Below are 20,671 nucleotides of genomic sequence, written 5' to 3'. Positions count from 1 at the left end.
GTCAAGCACCTTTTATTTTAGAATTTTCTCTAGCTATTCTTAATCCCTCTCTACCATTTAGATATTGAAAGTTAAACTATTTAACAAAGTGGGTAAATTTAAGCCCCATTATTTATTCTTCACATATATATGTATTGAACTGACCTCGATGTTATTGAAAAGCGACTGCTCTATTGAACGATTGCCCCCTGTCAGTCCAATAACAAGTTTTAGGTGTGACGTATAGTAACTTTCCCTTCTTTATTTTCTTCGTGGTTCCATTCAACTTGAATCTCAAATGTTCCATCTTGAAAAAATAAAGGAAATCTTCTCCGTATCGATGGCTGCATAGGAAGTTTATATGCGTTCTCTATATCTACCCAAACCGCTTTCCCCTCTGGAGCATCCTTCAAGAGTTCACCCTTGAAATCCTTTGTTATGTAATTAAATATCATATATCTATCTTTTGCGACTGGATTAACATATTCATAAAGCCCTTTATAAATAAGGTTTCTAACTTCTAACCCCGTTTCTTCTTTTACTTCTCTGATAGCACTTTCTACAATACTTTCAGGAAATTCAACTTTACCACCCGGTGGAATAAAACCTTTGAAATGGTCGTGCTGTCTATCCAGAAGTAAAACCTTCTCTTCACTTTGAATCATACACACCGTCCATATTTTATAATTAATAGAATTACTCATAATTCACTCCATCTTTTTTAAATAAATATTACCATATATGTGTCCTTCTTAGTTAAACAACTTTATTATCTCTTAACACCTTCTCTACATTATGTGCCTGTTTCGTAATCGGAACTGGAATCCCTTACACCCTTCACAAGGTATTTCCTCATCTTTATCATCCTTTCTTTGCACAACAAAAAAGCCTCGCATAAATGCGGGCTTTTAGTACCATACATTACGTCCCCAAAACATACTGCGCTAAAACACTTTGCACTTTGTAAATATTCGTCGCCTTGTTGAAGTTTTTTTGAATCGGTAACGAACTGCCTGACACCCATATTTTGAGCTCTGCATCTAAATCAAATGTCCCGGCTGTTTCTACTGAAAAATGAACGATATTTTTATAGGGGATGGAATGATATTCGGTTTTCTTGCCAGTCACCCCTTGCTTATCGATAAGGATTAATCGTTTATTCGTAAAAATAAACGTGTCTCTTATAATTTTATAGGCATTTTTGATTGTTTCGTTTGGAATCAATAAATCACGGACCTCCTCCTGTAATTTTTCTAAATTCACCTCGCTCGCATTGCCGATTAATCCATCAAATAAGCCCATCTCCTGGCCCCTTTCATTGTCATTTATTTAATGTATTACAAAGAAGATAGCGCTACGACAGGAAATAATGGTTTTATTGAGTCTATAAAGGCGAAGCATTGCACGTAATCATAGGCTCTCTACTAGCTATTGTTTAGGCTGTGATGAAGAGAGGGCGAGCTAGTTAAGGTTAGCATCTCTTTTGGTAAGGTAAATAGCGATTTTTTTAAAGAGTATGGGAATGAAGAATCACTCATATTATTCCAAGAAGCGATGGCAACAGCTGTCAAAAATGAAGGTGTTGTCAATATGGTGTAAATAGAGGATACGGCTAGAAACAAATATGGCTATCACCTTTGGTAAGGTGAAAAAGGACAAATCAGTAGCTGAATGTAGGTTAAGGTTACGCATACAATCTACGTGATCTCTAAGGATTTCACTAAGAAATTAATTACGTTGGTCCGCCAATAAAAAACACTTCCCATTCTAATGACAGGAAGTGCATTTCAAATTACTTATCTATCGCCTGAAACCACCTTTGTGCATAGCTATCTGTGGAGGCAAAATCATCTTGTTCTTAGATAACTATTCAGGGCTAAAAAACCTTGAAAATATGTTTTTCTTGCTTAAACCTGAAATTGATTTGTTAGCTTTTGTAAATTATCAGCTTGTACGCTTAAATCCTGTGTCACATGATTGACAGCTTGCATTGAGGCTGTTTGCTCATCCATTGAATGTAAAACAGCCTCTGTATAATGCGATAGCTTACCCATACCATTAGCAATCGTTGTCACAGAGGAAGCTACTTCATTGGCACTGCTAGAAAGCTGTTCAGCTGTTGTTGAAATATCTTCAAGCTGGCTCGTCATTTGACTAACATGCTGTGAAATCGTGCCAAAGGATTTTGTTGCTTCATCAATGACATAGACACCCTGCTGAACATTTTTTAAATCCTCCTCCACTGAGGATGCTACCTGTTTCGTGTCAGTTTCAATGCCCACTACTAAGTCCACGATTTGTGTAGCAGAATGCTTGGATTGCTCTGCTAATTGACGCACTTCCTCTGCCACAACTGCGAAGCCTTTCCCATGTTCTCCAGCTCGAGCTGCTTCAATGGCGGCATTCAATGCCAATAAATTCGTTTGGTCCGTAATAGCTGTAATCATCTCAGTCATCGATTTAATATCTGTCATTTTATTGGATAATTGCTGCATGAGTCCGCTCGTTTTTTCGGTTGAAGAAGAAATAAATTTCATTTGTTCCTTCGCCACATGTAAAATATTCGCTCCATTTCCTGCAATCTCATTGGCATCTTTTGCATGATCAAACACATCCTGAGTGGCTTCCGTAATTCGTCCGATTCCATCGACCGTTTCTTGCATAGCATTAGCACTATCATTGGCAGATTGTGCCGCTTGCTTCAAGCCCTCTGACGTTTTCTCCATTTGTTGATCGACTTCTTCCACAGCTACCGTAATTTCATTCGTACTTGCGGATAATTCTTCGATGCTTGCTGATAAATCTGTAGAGCTGTGCGCAATTTTTTGTGTCATTGTGCGTAATTGTTCCTGCATCTCTAAAAAGGATTGCGCTAGCTGAGAAATCTCACTCTTGTCACGAACCTCGATGACAACTGTATCTAATTGGCCTGCCGTAATACCCTGTGCAGCCTCTGTTAATTGTTTGATAGGCTGTATCACTTTGTAATGAACATATACGGTGTAAGCTAATGTAATGGCTATTCCTACGATGGTTAATACAGTCGAAAGCCATTCTAATGTCGTTACATTGGCTAAATCAATAAAGAGAATAATAATCATTAAGACATTTAAAACTGCAAAGCCAAGTAAACTCTTTTTTCGCAAACTCATTCCAAATTCCCCCAACTAAAATATGTCTTCCATACCATTATTATAGTTGAAAAATCCTAAAAATCATAAGGATACGCTCTCTTTTATAAGAACAAAGACACAAGTCTATTGATGACTGCATAAAAAAAGACTATAGACAGCTCGTAAAGCATGTCTACAGTCTTGATGTTGGAATTATTTTAAATTCATGATACTAGAGCCAGCAATACCTGGGTGTGTCATTTCATATGGATCTAATATTAAGTCTAATTGTTCGTTTGTTAAGACACCTTCTTCAATGCAAAGCTCACGAATAGAACGACCTGTTAGAATTGCTTCACGCGCAAGACGTGCTGCTACTTCATAGCCAATATGTGGGTTGACAGCCGTTAGTACCCCTACACTTTTCTCTACATATTCTTTCATGCGTTCTTCATTTGCTTCGATGTCTTTTAAGCAATTTTCCGTAAACGCACGGAAAACATTATTCATAATGCTAATGGACTGAATTAAGTTAAACACTAAAACAGGCTCCATTACGTTTAATTCTAATTGTCCAGCTTCAGATGCTAGTGAAATCGTATGGTCATTACCAATCACTTGGAAGGCAACTTGGTTCAGTACCTCTGGCATAACTGGGTTGACTTTACCTGGCATAATCGAAGATCCTGGTTGACGAGCTGGTAAAAGGATTTCTCCTAAGCCTGCACGAGGACCTGAAGCCATTAAACGTAAGTCATTAGCGATTTTAGACATATTAATCATACAGATTTTTAAAGCGCCTGATACTTCTGTATAAGCATCTGTATTTTGTGTTGCATCCACTAAATGTGTCGCACCTTTTAATGGTAAACCAGAAATTTCAGCAAGATGCTCATCAACGGATTTAATGTAATCTGGGAAGGCATTTAAACCTGTTCCAACAGCCGTTGCACCCATGTTCACATCATATAAATTTGGACGTGTTTGACGAATGCGTACGATATCACGGTTAATCACGCGGCAATAAGCTTCAAACTCTTGTCCTAAGCGAATTGGCACGGCATCCTGTAAATGCGTACGACCCATTTTAATGACATGTGCAAATTGCTCTGCTTTTTGATGGAAAACCGATTGCATATAATCCATCGTTACTAATAATTCATCTATTAAATTTAAAACAGCGATATGAATAGCTGTTGGGAACGCATCATTTGTTGATTGGGACATATTAACATGACTGTTTGGGCTTACTGTGTGATAGTCACCTTTTTCTTTCCCTAAAATTTCTAGGGCACGGTTGGCGATGACTTCATTAGCATTCATATTGATGGATGTACCTGCTCCACCTTGGATTGGGTCTACAAGAAATTCTGCATCCCATTTGCCATCAATTACTTCTTGTGCTGCTTCGACAATTGCCTCACCAATTTCTTTTGATAATAGGTGTACTTCCATATTACTTAAAGCCGCTGCTTTCTTCACAATCCCCATCGCCTTAATAAGTGAAGAGTGAATTGTGTAGCCTGTAATTGGGAAGTTTTCCGTTGCACGTAATGTTTGAATTCCGTAATAAGCCTCTGCTGGTAATACGCGCTCACCTAAAAAATCTTTTTCTATACGTTGTGTTGACATCATTGTCGTCTCCTTTTATGTAATACTCACACTTGATAGTAGCTAATAAAAGTCGTATTGTAAACAGTCATTTTTCTGTAAACGAAAAAAATCCTTCAAAAAAGCAAAGAAATCGCTAAAAACCGAGCGCATTTCCTACGCTCGGTTGCCTTTATTATTTATTCGATGTCACTGTAAAACGGCTATTTACATGCTGTGGATTTTCTAATTCATCTACGACAGCAACCGCATAATCAGCATAGCTGACATAGCTTTCACCCGCGTCATTGACTAATAAATGGTCAACACCTGCTGTGTAGTGACCTGTACGTGGTCCTTCTGGATCAAAAAATGCTGATGGACTGATAAATGTCCACGTAATAGAGGATTGTTGTAAATCCTCTAGATTTTGTCCTTGATTTTGCGCTGTCGCTAAGTACATTGCTGGGAAATCTGGTGTTTCCATCACACGCACTTTTTTCTCTGGGTCCACAAATAAACTACCTGCACCACCTACAACAACTAATTTTGTAGCAATCCCTTTGAAAATCGAAATCAAATGACGGCCCACTTTTACATGTAACTGTTCTTGTCCTGCTGGCGCACCAAATGCATTCACAACGACATCAAAGCCCTTCACATCTTCTGCTGTTATATCCAAGACATCTTTTTCAAGCACTGGAATAGCGGCTGTCACTTTAGCTGCTGAACGAACGATAGCTGTTACGTCATGACCTCGTTGTAACGCTTCCTCTACTATTTTTTGTCCTGCTTTCCCTGTTGCACCAATTACGGCAATTTTCATTATTTATTCCTCCTCAAATTTAGTTGTAACTATTTTAGTTACAGGTTGGATACAAAAAGACCATCTCCGTCTAAGCACGAAGTTGATCCAGCACATCCTGTAGCGTCTGTGCTTGTAATTGCTCCTCCATTGCCTGCCAAACAGATGTATAGACACCTTCCAATGTATGTTGGATTTTCCGCCCTACTGCACACGCTGGGTTTGGCTCATCATGAATCGCAAAAAGCTGCTCTGGCCCATTCATCGCCTGATAAATAGCTAAAAGTGTTAAATCCTTTGGCTCGACTAATAGCTCATAGCCAGCCATGCCCGAATGTGATGACAGTAAGCCAGCCTTTTTTAGAACGCCAATCATACGTCTTACAACAACGGGATTAGTATTCACGCTCCCAGCCATATAGTCGGACGTGAGTAAGCTTTTATCAGATGTTGTAGCAATGAGAGAAAGAATATGGATCGCCACCGAAAATCGACTGTTCACCATATGTATCACCACCTGTTGTAACCATTATAGTTACAGGTGCAAAAAAAAGCAAGCCCTTTTTGTCACCTGTATTTATTTTCTCCGTTATGTTACATCAAATACGCCGTTTATATTTTCTTCACATATATCACTAATTCCTGACGTATTTGTCCATTGTCATCATAAAAATCTAAGTTATGAAATTCATATTTGAAATGACCGACTGGAAATGTCACACTTTCTCCCTGAGTTGCAGCCAATATACCTGCCACATCATGTGACACCGTATGTAATAACTCTTCTCCAGAAAATGAATCGACAAAAATTACATTCATAAAAAAACACCTCCATAGTCATTATAGCTTAGAAGGCGCTTACATTTATAGTGTTTCTTTATAGCCTTTCAAACGAATTTCTTCGATGATTTGCATCATTTCGTGAATTTGCTGCTGTGATAATTTCTTCGTGTTACAAGAACACACCTGTTGTGTAGCACTCTGTTTTTGCCGTTGATGACTCGGCTGCCGCTCACATTCATCTGCTTGAAGTACTATTGTATTTTTCACAACTTTCACCTCTACACGATAATGGACTGACTCGCTCCAAATAATGCTAGTAATCCCATAATTACTATAATCAACTACTATTCGTCCAGTCATCCAACTGCTTACCTATTTAGTAAAACAAATCGTTAGACCTAGTGCTTCGTTCGAAAAAAACAGCAACCAAGACGGCTGCTGCTAGGATTATACGGCAATCGGTGCTTTAATAGCTGGATGCGGATCATATCCTTCAATGGATAAATCCTCAAGCTCTATATCAAAGATCGATGTTTTAGTTGGATTGATGTGCAATGTCGGTAGGTCCTTTGGCTCCCGTGATAACTGTTCTTTCACTTGTTCCACATGATTCGCATAAATATGAGCATCCCCAATGCTGTGAATAAATTCGCCAACCTCTAGTCCACACTCATGTGCAATTAAATGCGTTAATAAAGCGTAAGAAGCAATATTGAACGGACAGCCTAATAATGTATCTAAGCTTCGTTGCATTAATTGACAGCTTAATTTACCATTCGCCACATAGAACTGGAACATCACATGACATGGCGGTAATGCCGCTTTACTGCCCTTTGCCCCCGCATTGATAACATCCTCAGGATTCCACGCATTGACAATCATACGTCGTGAGTCAGGATTATGCTTAATTTGATCAATAACATCCTGTAGCTGGTCAAGGCTCTGGCCATCAGATGTAGTCCAATGACGCCATTGCTTGCCATAGACATTACCGAGATCGCCGTATTGCTGCGCAAAGTCGTCATCCGTTAAGACACGCTCACAAAATGAAGCCAGCTCTTTTTGATACAAGGCATTAAACGACTCATCCACTAAACAGCGACGGCCAAAATCGGTCATATCAGGTCCTGTATAGGCATCTGATTCCACCCATTTTTTAAATGCCCATTCATCCCATATATGATTATTATGTTGCAATAAATAACGGATATTCGTATCCCCTTTAATGAACCACAATAATTCACTCGCTACCAGCTTAAAAGGGACACGCTTTGTCGTTAAAAGTGGGAAACCTTTGCTTAAATCAAAGCGCATTTGATAACCAAAGACACTGTATGTACCTGTCCCTGTCCGATCTTCTTTTTTCGTGCCATTTTCTAATATATGTTGTAGTAAATTTAAGTACGCCATTTCTGGATGCATCATTTTTGTTCAACAACTCCTCACTTTTGCTGTTGACCATTATACCATTACATGGCGGATTTTCGTATGTCAAATGTTGAATAAAGCTGTCATCAGCCCGAATGATAGGAATTGTTATTGAGCTCCCGTGAAATTTCACTCTCGGTTGTGACGAAAAAAGTGGGCAGTAAGATAATATTCAATAAAATCGGTCCAACGATGACTAATAAATCAATGCCAGGGCTAAAGTAAAGCCCGAATGCTGTAATCAAGCCCGATAACACGAGGAATACGATTTGGGCAACTATAATCAAAATCGGTAACAATTGATACAGATAATTAAGTTTACGGAACTGGTGCATATTGTCTGGATTTTCGATGATTTTTCTTTTTAAACGCCTAGACAAAATCATGCAAGCAAGCAGTTGGACTGCCATAAAGCAAAAATAAATGATGCTGTATAATAGCAATTGACTTTTTTGTATCGTGCCATCAAAATGACCAACCCTCTGGTTTAATAAATCATTAACTGCTCCCTCATAAACATATTCACGCTCACTTAAAACAGTAAAAGGCTCCATAAAGCCAAACGCTGTCCAGTCCTTTGTATTGACAGTCCAACTCGATAATTTACTCGCTAAAATACGCAATTGAATGGGATCTTGCTCCCCAAACATGCCTACTAAATTACGATATGGGATTGCTACTTTTAGCTGGCCATCTCGCTTTTCTTGAAATAAATCCTGAATATAAAAGGTATAGGCAACATCCGACTTATTGGCTTCGTAACGGGCCTCTTCAATGTTCCAATGACTAGCTAAGGAAGCTTGAATACCGTTTTTCATGTCTGTATAGGGCATATCCTTATGTAAATGCTTCGGAATCTTATAGACAAAATGATGATCACTACCAATGAGACCGATTTCTACCTCGACTTTATCTTGATTCACCATTTTGGCCTTCGTGGTCAATGGAATGGTAATCATAGCGATGAGGAAAAAAAGAATAAATGTACAAATGCCTTTTTTCACGCAATAGACCCCCTGTTCGTCACAATAATTAAATTCACCGTATCATAGCCATGTCCGAAAACACTATTTCGTTATTCCGAAAAGGCAATAGTGGTTTTCCGAAACACGTTATTTCGGTATTCCAAATTTATCAATAATTAGCGATAATATATAGGAGATTATTATCATACACAAATTTGAGGTTTCCCAATGAAAAAATGGACATATTTTATTTTTCTTACATATTTAATACTTGGCATTTATGTATTAGGCGTTACTATCAAAACACCCTTTATTAGCCTCACTCTCGATACGACAAACGGTCAACCAGTCATTATAGATAGCTACTATCCTCACTGGGCTGCGCAAAAAAATATTGAAAAAGGCGATATCGTTGTGGCCATTGATGGACAACCAGCCATGGAGAATCGCTTTGTTCAGTTATATGCCATCATTCGAAGTGCCAATACCTTAACGATTCAAAAGTCTGATGGGACCATTGAAAGCATTGCTGTGAAGCACAGTGATATGCCAGAAGAATTATATTTGCAAATTCTCTTTCCGATCTTTTATTTTCTTTTAGCTTTCAGCGTTGCACTTTATGTCTGGCGACGCAATCAAGATAACATCCCGACATTTTTATTGGTCTTATTTTTATTAACCTGCTCCATGGGCTATATAAGCACTGGCGCTTCGGCAAGAGGCAATCTGATTGGAATGATTACCATTGGCATTAGTATTGTGCTATGTTTAGTGCTCTTCATCCATTTTTTACAGCATTTTTTCCGTTACTTACAAATCAGATGGACCTATCCTCACAGCAAATGGCTTTATGTTCTACCGTTTATCATTCCTGGCTGTTCTCTTATTGAAAGCTACGTGCCAGCTTTACGTGAAATAATGCCTATCTTGAACTTAAGCTTATTTGCGGTTCTTGTGCTTTATGCTATTTATATTTTATTAACGAGTTATTTACGCACGAAATTGGCGAAAATTCGCTTGATTGCCATTGCTTTTATTGTACCATTTTTACCCTTTTTATTATTTTTCGTCACACCTGAAATTTTAGGGCATAGGCCATTACTACATGCCGAAATTGCTGCGTTATTTCTATTATTTATACCGTTCTCGTTTCTGTTCATTCAGGTAAACGAACGATTATTTGATATTGAATACCAATTATCACGTTTGCGCTATTATTCCACACTGGCCTTTTTCAGCGCTTTGTTATCGACTGCGGGGATTGCCCTCTTATTCTTAGGTCAATTATCCATCGTCCATGTCACAAGTATATTTTTACTAATTTTCATGGTGATCATTGCTAGCTTCTATATTAAAGAACGCATCGATTTTAAGTATAGAAAAATTATCTTTTCTTCTACTGGAAATTATGTACATAATCTATATGCAGCAGTGCAACGTATGGGCAAAGCCAAAAACCAACAAGAGTTATTGGATCGTTTTAAATATGAAATTACCGAGAAGCTAGGCACAACTGCCTTCCATATCTGTACGATAACAGAAGAAACCCCTTCTCCAAAGTTTGGTAGCAACTATACCCAATTGTTGTTGCACGATGCTGGGGATGAAAAAATTTTACTAGAAATACGGCATGCCCTTCAAAAGGAAGAGCTTCTTTGGTTAGAATTGCTGGCACTGTATGTATCGATGTTTATTAATAATTTACAGCAAATTGAAGATTTAGTACGCGAAATTCAGCATATGAAAAACACCAGTGATACGCCGCTTCCTTGGCTCGATAAATTGCTATGGAATATTATTGAGAAGGAAAAGAGTATTTTAGCACAAGAATTACACGATACCATTTTGCAGGAGCAACTGCATTTAGCTAGAGAACTCGATGTTCTTGCTAGCTCTCCTACTATTCAAAAGGAGACCGTACTAGCTATTCGGGAACAGCTATTAAATGCAACAAAGGACTTACGGGAATATTGCGAGAACTTAAGTCCCCCACTCCTGGATACCTTTGGCTTACAAATGGCATTAAAAAAACTGATTCAAAAGGTAAAAATACGTGCTGACTTTTTATTAGACGCTCAAATTGACCGGGTGCACTTCCAGGATGTCACGCTCCACCTTGTGGTTTATCGCCTCGTTCAGGAGCTTTTCAATAATGCAATCAAGCATGCCGAGGCAACCGAGGTTTCACTAAAATTACAGGCGATGCCTCAGGGCTTTATCCTTCAATATGATGATAATGGAATTGGCTGTGACATTGACGATTTAATTCAGTCCTCTGCTTCAATGGGCATTAATGGCATTCGTGAACGTGTCCGTGCTTTTAATGGTGACATCACCATCCAATCGAGCCACAAGGAAGGCATGCATATTTTTATACAAATACAAGAGGACGGTGATTCATATGATGAACATACTTATTATAGATGACCATCCTGTCGTTTTAGATGGTACGAAAACATTGCTACAGGATTTAGCCAATGTTCAAATCAAAACGGAGCAGGATAGTGCCGCCGTTTTACCAAGAATGGAGACGGAAAGTTTTCAATTATTTCTTATCGATATTAATATGAAGCCTATTAATGGCATTCAACTATCAGAAATGATTAGGAAAAAGCAACCTGAGGCACTTATTATTCTTTATACAGGCTACGAGCTTTCTGATTACTATGAGCTGTTAATTGAAAAAAAGATTGATGGTCTATTATCAAAATTGGCGACAAAGGAGCAGGTCATCCAAACGATTCAGGCAGCGCTAAGAGGCGAAATATTACTGGCAGCTGATTTCTTAGACTTTGTCCAGCAACGAGCCAACCTACCTAATGTTCAACAGGAGGTATTACTGAGCGACAAAGAACAGGAAATTTTACAGCTCGTTGCCCAAGGCTGTACGAATAAAGCCATCGCCTCTGCTATCGGTGTCACCCAGCGCACTGTAGAAAATTATTTATCAAAGCTATTTGTGAAACTAAGTGTAGAATCACGCGCAGAGGCTGTGATTGTTGCCAAAGAAAAAGCATGGATAGATTAGTGAGACGCTATCGTTATATTACTAATAGATGACAAATGTAAATTTTTTCTTACTAAAAACGGAATTTACTGGATATACAAACAATTCTGTACTATAATATAGTTAATAATTACATTACTTCATTGCGATGATTAAAAACGCAGATTCAACTGGTATAAGAGCTTTTGAAAACGTTTTTATATGTGATGGAAGCAATTGATTGTTGAATTTTTTTGGGAGGGTGTTTACATGACACAAGGTACAGTAAAATGGTTTAACGCAGAAAAAGGTTTTGGCTTCATCGCAGTTGAAGGTGGCAATGATGTATTCGTACATTTCTCAGCGATTCAAACAGATGGCTTCAAAACTTTAGAAGAGGGCCAAAAAGTTGAATTCGGAGTAGAAGAAGGCAGCCGCGGACCTCAAGCAACGAATGTAGTGAAACTATAATCTTCACTTAACATAGACGTGCGTATAAAAAGAGACATCCATTTTCGGATGTCTCTTTTTTGTTTGTCTTATGATTGCAAAGGTACAGACATTTCTCCCTGATGGGCAATTGGAAACTGCCTAGCAAACAGCACCGTATCTCCGGCAGTGCCCTAAACAAAACGACAATGCCCAACGATGAAACCACCAGTTTATAAAATAAGCACTGTTCCATGGAGCGGGTTTTCTAAGCGCTTTTCATACACTTTGGAGTGGCTTTGAGTACTTGACACACTCTTTAGAGCAATTCCCTCATAACTAGGATCATTTCATTCCCACAACGAGAATCATGTCACCCATAACCCCTCCATAAAATCACATGAAAGACTCAGCTCACCCCTGCCTACGCATAGGAATGTAAGCCGGCAATCACTAAATTGACAAACACTTGGTTGAACACAATAATGCCGAAGCCGATAATGGCTAACCAAGCCGTTTTCTCCCCTTCCCAGCCTTTGGATAGGCGGAAATGAAGAAAGGCTGCGTAGAATAAAAATGTAATCAATGCCCAAACCTCTTTAGGGTCCCAGCCCCAATAGCGACTCCAGGCAATTTGGGCCCAGATCATGGCGAATAAAAGACCACCTAATGCAAATAATGGGAAGCCGATGACGACAGCGCGATAGGATATTTCGTCCATTAATTGTGGCTGTACACGGCTTGTCCATGGTTTTAATACGGCACTGATCGATTTTCTTGTAATCAATCGAATCACACCATATAAAATCGTGCCGACGATAAATGCCCAGACAATTGAATTTAATTTCTTGGCATCTATTTTATTCGTTATTTCTACTATGCCTATTCCTTCACCATTTTTTGTGACCGCACCCTTGTTAACAATCAAGGGCATCATGGAGTAGGTGGCTTTTTCTGGCTGTCCTTGTGAATTGTCAAATTGAACTTGAACCTCTTCTGCGGCAACGCTGAAAACCGTTGATACACCAATAAAGCCAATCACGACAACTAAACAATACAAGACAAATTCTAAACTATATGTACTGATGGATTTTTTAGAAACATCCAACGTTCTTAGTAAATAAATCAAACCTGTGGCAAAGGATACCGATAAAATGGCACTGGAAAAAGCTACCGTCATCACATGAATGGTTAACCAGTGACTTTGTAGGGATGGCACAAGCGGTGAGACCTCCTTTGCGAAAACGCTTCCATAGCCAAGGATGATTAATGACACAGGAATGGTAAATAAGCCGACGACGAGCTGCTTATATAAAAAATGGATAATCAAATAACTTCCTGTGAGCATAATGCCAAAGAATGTCATAAATTCATACATATTACTCACGGGTGCGTGGTCCACCGCCACCCACCTCACAACAAAGTACACAAGCTGTAAGGCAAAGGCTACAGAAGTGAGAAGCAGACCTAGCCTGCCGAACATTTTCCTCTTTGATTTGACAGCAAGCCCTAATGGCACAATTGCTATAAGCAAGAGAATAAAGGCAATAAATAAAGCATTGCTACTAATGGATAATAAGCTTTCTTGATTCAATCGAATCCCTCCAACGTCTCTATTTCGGAATTTGCTTCCAACTATTAAGAACGTTATAGATTGCAAGAAGTGTCATCTTTTCCCTTTAAATCAATTTATTTTTTTGAATTGTTACATTTTTATGACATTAAGGGAAAACAAATCTATCCATAGAAGGTATGAAATCAGCCTGTCATATGCTGGACTTCACTCCCATTCGCAAATGGACATTGGTGGATACTATAAACAGAAGTAGTGACTCGGTTGCTGCAAAGAATAGTGATAGTGAAGAAAAAAACGATGTAGGAAACTTGGAGAAACTGCTCGACTTAGTTAGGATGGACATCAATTAATTTTCATTAGTGCTCTCTAAAAAAATAAACCATCTAATTTGTAAATAGATGGGAATTAACTGTTATCAAAAAATGATATGCCTCTATCTACATCTTACAAAAAATTGTAATAAAAGTCTATATCTTTTTATTGCCACATGAGACAATTGTAATGCGCACACTTGACATAACGTTATGTTTCACAAAATGGAGGTTATTAATGAAACAAAATATCTATGATAATCCTATTTTTTTCAACCAATACAAGGCTTTACGAGAAAAAACGTATAACTATAATGGTCTTTTGGAGCAACCCACTATGAAGTCCTTACTACCACCATTAACGAATTTACAAATACTTGATATTGGCTGTGGTATGGGTGAATTCGCACAATATTGTCTGGAGCATCACGCTAAGCATGTGACAGCCTTAGACGTTTCGAGCAATATGTTAGCTATTGCCAAACAGAAGCATGCTCATCCACACATTGACTATCAGCTGCAAGCCATAGAGGATTATGAAGCGCCTTCAAATAGCTTTGATTGTATAACCAGCTCCCTTTCTCTTCATTATGTCCAAGATTTCGATAAGGTAATTAGTCAAATTGCGCAAATGCTTCGGCCAAATGGGGTATTTATTTTCTCTGTGGAGCATCCTATTGCTACGGCTCGTCACACTATGGAAGATAATTGGATTTATGACGAAAGCCATAACCGTTTGCATTACGCAGTGGATCATTACCATGAAGAGGGCTTACGTCAGCAAACATGGTTGGTGGATGGCGTTGTCAAATATCATCGCACGATAGCAACGATGATGAATACCTTAATTACGCACGGGTTATCCATTGACAAAATCGTTGAACCTATCCCAAGCAAAGAGGCCATTCAACAGCTTCCTTCTATTGAAAAGGAGCTACGCAGACCATCCTTTTTATTTATTAAAGTCAAAAAATAAACAAAAGCCTCACCCTATGCTTGTGGTGAGGCTTGTTTCATATAAATAATTTCTGGGTCTCCCTCATCCAAGTTGTCGATAACACCACTTTTGACAAAGCCTAAATTGTGAAAAAGTTGTTGCATCCGCTTATTGGACTGATTTGTAGAGGAGAAAACTTTTGACGTTTTAGCCATTTGCATATAAGCCTTCATTAAGGCAGACGCGACGCCTTTTCTACGCTCTGACGGCTTAACAATGACTAAGGAAATAAAGCTATAGCCAAAAAAGTCATTGGTGAATAGCAGAAACCCCGCAATATTATCGGTGGATTGGTATAGCAGACAGCGTTTCTCTTCGATTGCTTGCTGAATTTCTTCCGTTCTGGATGCATCTCCAATCACTTCTTGATCGATTGTGCAAAGTACTTGTAAATGCTCCATTCTTGCCTCTTTTATATGGCTCAATTTTGAGTCTCCTTCATATAATAGCTCATTACTTTTAGCTCCTCTCGAATCCCCTTTGCCTGTCTGCCTTCATCCACAAAACCACACCTCTTATAAAGTTTCTGAGCTGCTATATTTGGCACATTTACACCTAGTACTAGCTCATTGATATGTGGAAAATGCTTGCGAACAAAATCAGGTAATAATTGGAGTGCCCTCTTAGCATAGCCTTTGCCCTGCTCATAATAATCCGTAGAAAAGGAGCGAATTAACAACGCCTGTTCATTGGAGGAATAAGGCTTCACTCCTTCTTTTTCATGTAAGACAAAAAAAGTGACTAGCTTGTTACTGACCAGCGCTAAAATGGCATGTCGACTATTATCCTGCTTCGCAAGTTCAATGCTATCTTTTGGGGAATTTGTATAACGCAGCTGTTCTTCTGTTAGGGTGTATTGTTCTACTAAAGTTTGTGCTTTGTCCTCATGGAACATGAGCAGCATGGTCATTCGAATTCCTCCTCGTAAATAGCAGTGAATTCATAACCTCCCTCTACAAGTTGCTGTAAATAATCTTCAAAGGAAGCGGCAATTACCTCAAAACTATCAGGATCATGCACATAACGGACCACTTGCCCAACTTGTCCGCCTTCCTTTGGTGAAAAATCAATATACAGGCTAGAGGTTCCACCATTATTCATGCAATCAGCAAAGCATAAACGTTCATTTATCGGCACATGCATATTAATCTTGTCATTCACTTCGACATAATCTAAAAAATCTTGATAACGTTCATAAATCGTTTCACGCTTGTCATGATAGTCTGCCACGATTTGCTCCACTGACTTTAAATAATACGGATAATCCCCTAAATCAGAGCCTAGCACAAGGGCACAGATTGTTTCTTGACCATGCCGACAATAATAAGTACCATTGACATCCCGTAATAGCTCCAGCAATGATTGCGGGCAAAGCGGAAATATCTCTAGCAATGATTCAATATGGGCGTCAGTTGCACCATTTGCCTGTTGCAATTGTTGTTGTTCTTCTTCAGGTAAGTGCTGTAATAAATTTTTAAAATAAGTGGTACGCATGGTAATCCCTCTCTCTCGTAATCTATGACATATTTTAGCATAAACATTTACCATTCTCTAAACGCTACCTGCTATTATGTAAGTATTCATGAAGAAGGCATTGTGCCGATGAGTGCAAAAACGCAGTAGACGGGAAGTTACCAACACGAGGTTCTTCCACAAACTCGAACATTATTAGCAATATTTCCTCTGGTGAAAAGGTTTACTCTCCCATCATTTAGAAACCCATCATAGCGCTCCCTATTGTCCAAGGATACATCCGCTACACAGCTATATCGTCTGCATGTCATACACAATGATCGGTTCCTGTGAAGGCTCCTCTCTTTTACATACGGCTAGTAAACTTGAAAAAATACGATATAAACGTGTTTTTCACCATACTCCTCATCACCTCAAGCCTCTCATTTATTATTCCATTAATTTCAAAAATTCTCAACATTTCACCATACAAAATGAAATGTCCACATTTCTAAACAACATCAAAGGGAATTTGCTAAAATGTGACAAGATATGAATAACACGCTGAATTATCGGAAAATTCGATCTCTAACAGCAACTTTTTGCATAGTATAAAAGGTTTAAAGTTTCTCATTTTTTCTCTTAATACTTTCTAAATTACAGCAAGCTAAAAACCCCACCATTTTCCGCCGATAGGGTTTTAAGTCTCATATTCAATTCAATAAAGGGAGGAATTATTAGTATATTTTATCTATTATAGATAAATTTTTTCTTTAAAATCAAATAGGATGAAGGTTCTTATCTATGACTAAATTACGAATTTGAGAAATGATACACAATATGACATTTTTTTTAATATAAGTGATATACAATGAGAAAGTTGAATCGAGGTCATAAAAAATGTATTTCAAGAATATGGATAAAAAAATTAGGAGGAAAATATCTTGGTAAACTTATTACTTAAACAATTCTTGAAGGCGGAAATTGAGATCAAACGTAGAATTATGTATAAAAAAGCAAAGGATCTTGGTTTCACCCACCCTACCGTAGTAGATTACAGTCAAGAATTGGATGTCCTACTTAATAGATATTTAAAACAAGCACAAGCTTCCTAATCATAACGAGGCATATATATAGAAGAAAGAATAGATAGTGATAAAGCCAGACCAACTTTCTTTGGCTGGTTTTATCCAGGATGATACATGCATTCCCTCTAGCCAGCGTTTTTATGTATAGAGTAAGAAAAACTAGGCGATGTTTTTGATAAGAAAACATTTGGAGGTTGAACGATGCACGTATTTTTCTTAACTTTTATGGTTGTTTCCAAAATAATATTGCCACCTCAACATTCAGTAGACCATACAACACCCACACTTTGCACACCAACTGAAATAAACACACTATATCAATATCCAAACAACCAATTTCAATCGTTTCGTGATGAGGACGAATTTTATCAGCAGCTTAATCGTGCAATTTATGAGGAATATACCAATGCTTCATTGAATATTCGTCAAAAGATGGCTTTTAAAGATGTAGCAAATGCGACACAGAGCTTTTATTTACAAACAGATGGTAAACAGGAAACAATAGACCTCTCTCAACATACTTTTATTCATCCCAATCGACAAGTTTATTTTTTAGCATCCTTTCAGCACAATACCGATGAGACCTATCGCAAATTTCTTGTCATCGACGCTGAAACCCAGGAAATTTTACTGGGACATTCGCATTTTCAAGAAAGTACCAAGCACCTTTAATTCATTGTATGCACATCATGTAGATTCTAGTAGTCATTTCAAAAAATAGAAATAAATAATTTTAATAATTGAAAAGCTTGCTTCGAATGTTCTTCATTCAAAGCAAGCTTTCTTTTCTATAGCTGACTATTAAGATAAACTTTTTTGTTGGATGGCTGTCTTTATTTCATCTCGTAACTGCTGTAGTGTTTTGTCAGTGGAATCTTGCTGACCATGTCTACGTACAGCTACACTTTGATTGGCAACCTCTCGATCACCAATAACAATAATATACGGTATTTTTTGCAATTGGGCTTCGCGTATCTTTTTACCGAGCTTTTCTTGACGATCATCTAATTGCACACGAATTTGTTCCTGTTGTAAAGCTTCTACTACTTGCTTAGCATAAGCTTGATGCACGTCTGCTACACCAATCACTAGTACTTGCTGTGGTGCAAGCCAAGTCGGAAATGCTCCGCTGAAATGTTCAATTAAAATACCTAAGAAGCGGTCAATCGAGCCAAACACTGCCCGATGAATAACAACAGGTCTTACTTTTTCATTATTTTCATTAATATACGTTAAATCAAATTTCTCCGGTAGCTGGAAATCAAGCTGAACCGTTGCACACTGATGACTGCGCTGGATGGCATCCTTAATATGGATGTCAATCTTCGGTCCATAGAATGCCCCATCGCCCTCATTAATCGTATAGGCAATACCTAAATTCTTGAGGACATTTTCCAGTGCCCCCTCCGCTTGATCCCACAAAGCCAAGTCACCCATATAATCATCTGGTCGTGTCGATAATTCAATCGTATACTCGAAGCCAAAGACGTTGTACACTTCATCAATAATGTTTAATGCCAAGGCAATTTCATCTTCAATTTGCTGTGGTGTTACGAAAATATGGGCATCATCCTGACAAAATGAACGTACACGTAATAGACCATTCAAGGCTCCACTAAATTCATGTCGGTGCACTTGCCCAAATTCCGCCATACGAATGGGTAAATCTCTATAAGAGTGTAAGGAATTTTTAAAAATCAGCATATGACCAGGGCAGTTCATAGGCTTTAAGGCAAAGCTCTGATCATCGACCTGTGTAAAATACATATTATCCTTATAGTGGTCCCAATGTCCCGACTGCTCCCAGAGACGTTGGTTCATCATCAGTGGAGTCCGTACTTCTCTATAGTCATACTTCGCTTGTAGATTGCGCAAATACGATTCCAGCTCATTGCGTAAAATTTGACCGTTTGCTAAATAAAAAGGCATGCCAGGTGCTTCCTCTGAAAACATAAATAACGATAGTTCTTTGCCTAGCTTGCGATGATTCCGTTTTTCCGCTTCCTCCAAAAATACAAAATGATTGTGCAATTCTTCTTTTGTGGCAAAAGCTACTCCATAAATACGCTGGAGCATTTGATTGTTGCTATCGCCACGCCAATACGCACCTGACACTTGCATTAATTTAAAGTGCTGCAACTTACCTGTGGATGGAACATGAGGGCCGCGACATAAATCGTAAAACTCTCCTTGCTCATAAATCGTTACTGTCTCATTCGCAGGTATTGCCTCCAACAGTTCTAGCTTTAACGCATCATGCACAAATAATTGTTTGGCTTCTTGTCGTGACACTTCGCGCCTGTGAATCGGGACATTTTCCTGCACAATTTGTTTCATCTTTTTCTCAATTCGCTGCAAATCACTCGGTGTTAGCGTATCTGCAATCTCTATATCATAATAAAAACCATTTTCAATCACTGGTCCTACCCCAAATTGGGCATGGGGGTAAAGTCGTTTAATCGCCTGAGCTAATAGATGAGCTGTTGAATGGCGAATAACCTCGATCCCTTCCTTCGAGCTTGCATCGTACAATGAAATTTGAGCATCTGCTGTAATCGGGTGCGTCAAATCAACGATGGTTCCATTAACACTTCCTGCTACTGCCTTTTTGCGAAGCTCAGGACGAATAGCTTGCGCAATAACGGTTAGTGTCACGCCTTTTGTAAAAGTTTGCTGTTGACCATCTGGAAATTGAATGTGAATATCTTGATTTGACATGTTCTCTACTCCTTTTTGTTATAAAATCATTTACGCCTCAGGGTAATTGTGTCCTGATTTTTTTCAAGCAAGCTCGAAAAGCTACTCTTCAAAATCTAGGACATCCGCCAGAGGCTTTTTATCTTGATTCCGTTCCCCTTCGGAAAGGGCCTTCTATATCTGCCGCTATGCTTTCGATACAAAAAATATTTGCTGAATCAAAATAAAAAAACACATAACCGCCCCTAAGAAGGGACGAGTATGTGTTTATTACCCGTGGTTCCACCCAAATTCCCACTAGTTTATGTGCTAGTGGCTCATTGACTTTGCTGTAACGTAGCAAAAGACGGTGCAAGTTTCCAAGCACAGCTCCAAGGTAGTAAGATGGGATCACAACATTAGGAAGCTTGCAGCCAGTACTTCCCTCTCTGAAAATGGTTAATCGAATCTCTTATCCTTATCATTGCTTATT

21 protein-coding genes are annotated in these 20,671 nt (G+C 38.5%); 6 read left to right on the top strand and 15 right to left on the bottom strand.

The window, feature by feature from the left end; genetic code table 11:
- Nucleotides 1-209: 209 nt before the first annotated feature.
- The 10 genes from AC6BKE_RS18345 to AC6BKE_RS18300 form a co-directional block, all read right to left on the bottom strand.
- Nucleotides 210-683, bottom strand: coding sequence for an 8-oxo-dGTP diphosphatase (locus tag AC6BKE_RS18345; RefSeq protein WP_499857602.1), 474 nt, complete (start codon nt 681-683; stop codon nt 210-212).
- A gap of 217 nt (nt 684-900) precedes the next feature.
- Nucleotides 901-1,281, bottom strand: a complete 381-nt coding sequence (locus AC6BKE_RS18340) for a PH domain-containing protein (RefSeq protein WP_036122398.1) — start codon at nt 1,279-1,281, stop codon at nt 901-903.
- A 605-nt stretch (nt 1,282-1,886) separates the two neighbouring features.
- Complete coding sequence (locus AC6BKE_RS18335) at nt 1,887-3,131, bottom strand: methyl-accepting chemotaxis protein (RefSeq protein ID WP_499857600.1); 1,245 nt, start codon at nt 3,129-3,131, stop codon at nt 1,887-1,889.
- A gap of 174 nt (nt 3,132-3,305) precedes the next feature.
- Nucleotides 3,306-4,727 carry an aspartate ammonia-lyase gene (aspA, locus tag AC6BKE_RS18330; RefSeq protein WP_369802710.1) on the bottom strand — a complete coding sequence of 474 codons (1,422 nt, stop codon included), beginning with the start codon at nt 4,725-4,727 and terminating at the stop codon, nt 3,306-3,308.
- Between the two features lie 151 nt (nt 4,728-4,878).
- Nucleotides 4,879-5,508 carry an NAD(P)-dependent oxidoreductase gene (locus tag AC6BKE_RS18325; protein ID WP_036122408.1) on the bottom strand — a complete coding sequence of 210 codons (630 nt, stop codon included), beginning with the start codon at nt 5,506-5,508 and terminating at the stop codon, nt 4,879-4,881.
- A gap of 70 nt (nt 5,509-5,578) precedes the next feature.
- A complete protein-coding gene (locus tag AC6BKE_RS18320) occupies nt 5,579-5,992 on the bottom strand; it encodes an Rrf2 family transcriptional regulator (protein ID WP_101966627.1) in 414 nt (137 codons plus the stop codon).
- 107 nt (nt 5,993-6,099) lie between these two features.
- On the bottom strand, nt 6,100-6,306 hold the full coding sequence (locus AC6BKE_RS18315) for a hypothetical protein (protein ID WP_036122432.1): 207 nt from the start codon (nt 6,304-6,306) through the stop codon (nt 6,100-6,102).
- A gap of 45 nt (nt 6,307-6,351) precedes the next feature.
- Nucleotides 6,352-6,630 (bottom strand): hypothetical protein, encoded by a 279-nt coding sequence (locus AC6BKE_RS18310; RefSeq protein ID WP_499857598.1) that lies wholly within the window; start codon nt 6,628-6,630, stop codon nt 6,352-6,354.
- 87 nt (nt 6,631-6,717) lie between these two features.
- Entirely contained in the window at nt 6,718-7,695 is a 978-nt protein-coding gene (locus tag AC6BKE_RS18305; protein WP_036122437.1) for a thymidylate synthase, read from the bottom strand.
- Between the two features lie 89 nt (nt 7,696-7,784).
- Nucleotides 7,785-8,702: a hypothetical protein gene (locus AC6BKE_RS18300; protein ID WP_101966626.1), complete on the bottom strand. Its 918-nt coding sequence runs from the start codon at nt 8,700-8,702 to the stop codon at nt 7,785-7,787.
- Between the two features lie 189 nt (nt 8,703-8,891).
- Here AC6BKE_RS18300 and AC6BKE_RS18295 point away from each other — a divergent pair, with 189 nt between their 5' ends.
- The 3 genes from AC6BKE_RS18295 (at nt 8,892) to AC6BKE_RS18285 (ending at nt 12,120) form a co-directional block, all read left to right on the top strand.
- Complete coding sequence (locus AC6BKE_RS18295) at nt 8,892-11,090, top strand: ATP-binding protein (protein ID WP_089932200.1); 2,199 nt, start codon at nt 8,892-8,894, stop codon at nt 11,088-11,090.
- Nucleotides 11,065-11,691 (top strand): response regulator transcription factor, encoded by a 627-nt coding sequence (locus AC6BKE_RS18290; RefSeq protein ID WP_036122449.1) that lies wholly within the window; start codon nt 11,065-11,067, stop codon nt 11,689-11,691. The genes AC6BKE_RS18295 and AC6BKE_RS18290 overlap by 26 nt, the downstream gene beginning before the upstream one ends.
- Before the next feature lie 228 nt (nt 11,692-11,919).
- Nucleotides 11,920-12,120, top strand: coding sequence for a cold-shock protein (locus AC6BKE_RS18285; protein ID WP_036122451.1), 201 nt, complete (start codon nt 11,920-11,922; stop codon nt 12,118-12,120).
- Nucleotides 12,121-12,502: 382 nt separating this feature from the next.
- On the opposite strand, the gene ccsB is transcribed toward AC6BKE_RS18285, so the two are convergent.
- Complete coding sequence (ccsB, locus tag AC6BKE_RS18280) at nt 12,503-13,672, bottom strand: c-type cytochrome biogenesis protein CcsB (RefSeq protein ID WP_499857596.1); 1,170 nt, start codon at nt 13,670-13,672, stop codon at nt 12,503-12,505.
- A 531-nt stretch (nt 13,673-14,203) separates the two neighbouring features.
- On the opposite strand from ccsB, the gene AC6BKE_RS18275 reads away from it, so the two are divergent.
- Entirely contained in the window at nt 14,204-14,941 is a 738-nt protein-coding gene (locus AC6BKE_RS18275) for a class I SAM-dependent DNA methyltransferase (RefSeq protein ID WP_036122460.1), read from the top strand.
- Between the two features lie 14 nt (nt 14,942-14,955).
- Here AC6BKE_RS18275 and AC6BKE_RS18270 read toward each other — a convergent pair whose 3' ends face one another.
- The 3 genes from AC6BKE_RS18270 to AC6BKE_RS18260 are packed head-to-tail and all read right to left on the bottom strand — an operon-like array spanning nt 14,956 to nt 16,456.
- Nucleotides 14,956-15,387, bottom strand: coding sequence for a GNAT family N-acetyltransferase (locus tag AC6BKE_RS18270; protein ID WP_036122463.1), 432 nt, complete (start codon nt 15,385-15,387; stop codon nt 14,956-14,958).
- Complete coding sequence (locus AC6BKE_RS18265) at nt 15,384-15,872, bottom strand: GNAT family N-acetyltransferase (protein WP_051891650.1); 489 nt, start codon at nt 15,870-15,872, stop codon at nt 15,384-15,386. Before AC6BKE_RS18265 ends, AC6BKE_RS18270 begins: the two co-directional genes overlap by 4 nt.
- On the bottom strand, nt 15,869-16,456 hold the full coding sequence (locus AC6BKE_RS18260; RefSeq protein ID WP_036122466.1) for an SMI1/KNR4 family protein: 588 nt from the start codon (nt 16,454-16,456) through the stop codon (nt 15,869-15,871). The genes AC6BKE_RS18265 and AC6BKE_RS18260 overlap by 4 nt, the downstream gene beginning before the upstream one ends.
- A 902-nt stretch (nt 16,457-17,358) precedes the next feature.
- On the opposite strand from AC6BKE_RS18260, the gene AC6BKE_RS18255 reads away from it, so the two are divergent.
- Entirely contained in the window at nt 17,359-17,529 is a 171-nt protein-coding gene (locus AC6BKE_RS18255) for an aspartyl-phosphate phosphatase Spo0E family protein (RefSeq protein WP_036122469.1), read from the top strand.
- 174 nt (nt 17,530-17,703) lie between these two features.
- Entirely contained in the window at nt 17,704-18,174 is a 471-nt protein-coding gene (locus tag AC6BKE_RS18250) for a hypothetical protein (RefSeq protein WP_058843184.1), read from the top strand.
- Between the two features lie 129 nt (nt 18,175-18,303).
- On the opposite strand, the gene thrS is transcribed toward AC6BKE_RS18250, so the two are convergent.
- On the bottom strand, nt 18,304-20,220 hold the full coding sequence (gene thrS, locus AC6BKE_RS18245; protein WP_499857595.1) for a threonine--tRNA ligase: 1,917 nt from the start codon (nt 20,218-20,220) through the stop codon (nt 18,304-18,306).
- Nucleotides 20,221-20,671: the final 451 nt, after the last annotated feature.

The sequence above is a fragment of the Lysinibacillus sp. COL-1 genome (assembly GCF_059814265.1).
The sequence above is the reverse complement of the archived record's forward strand: the minus strand, read 5'-3'. Positions and strand labels throughout refer to the sequence as shown.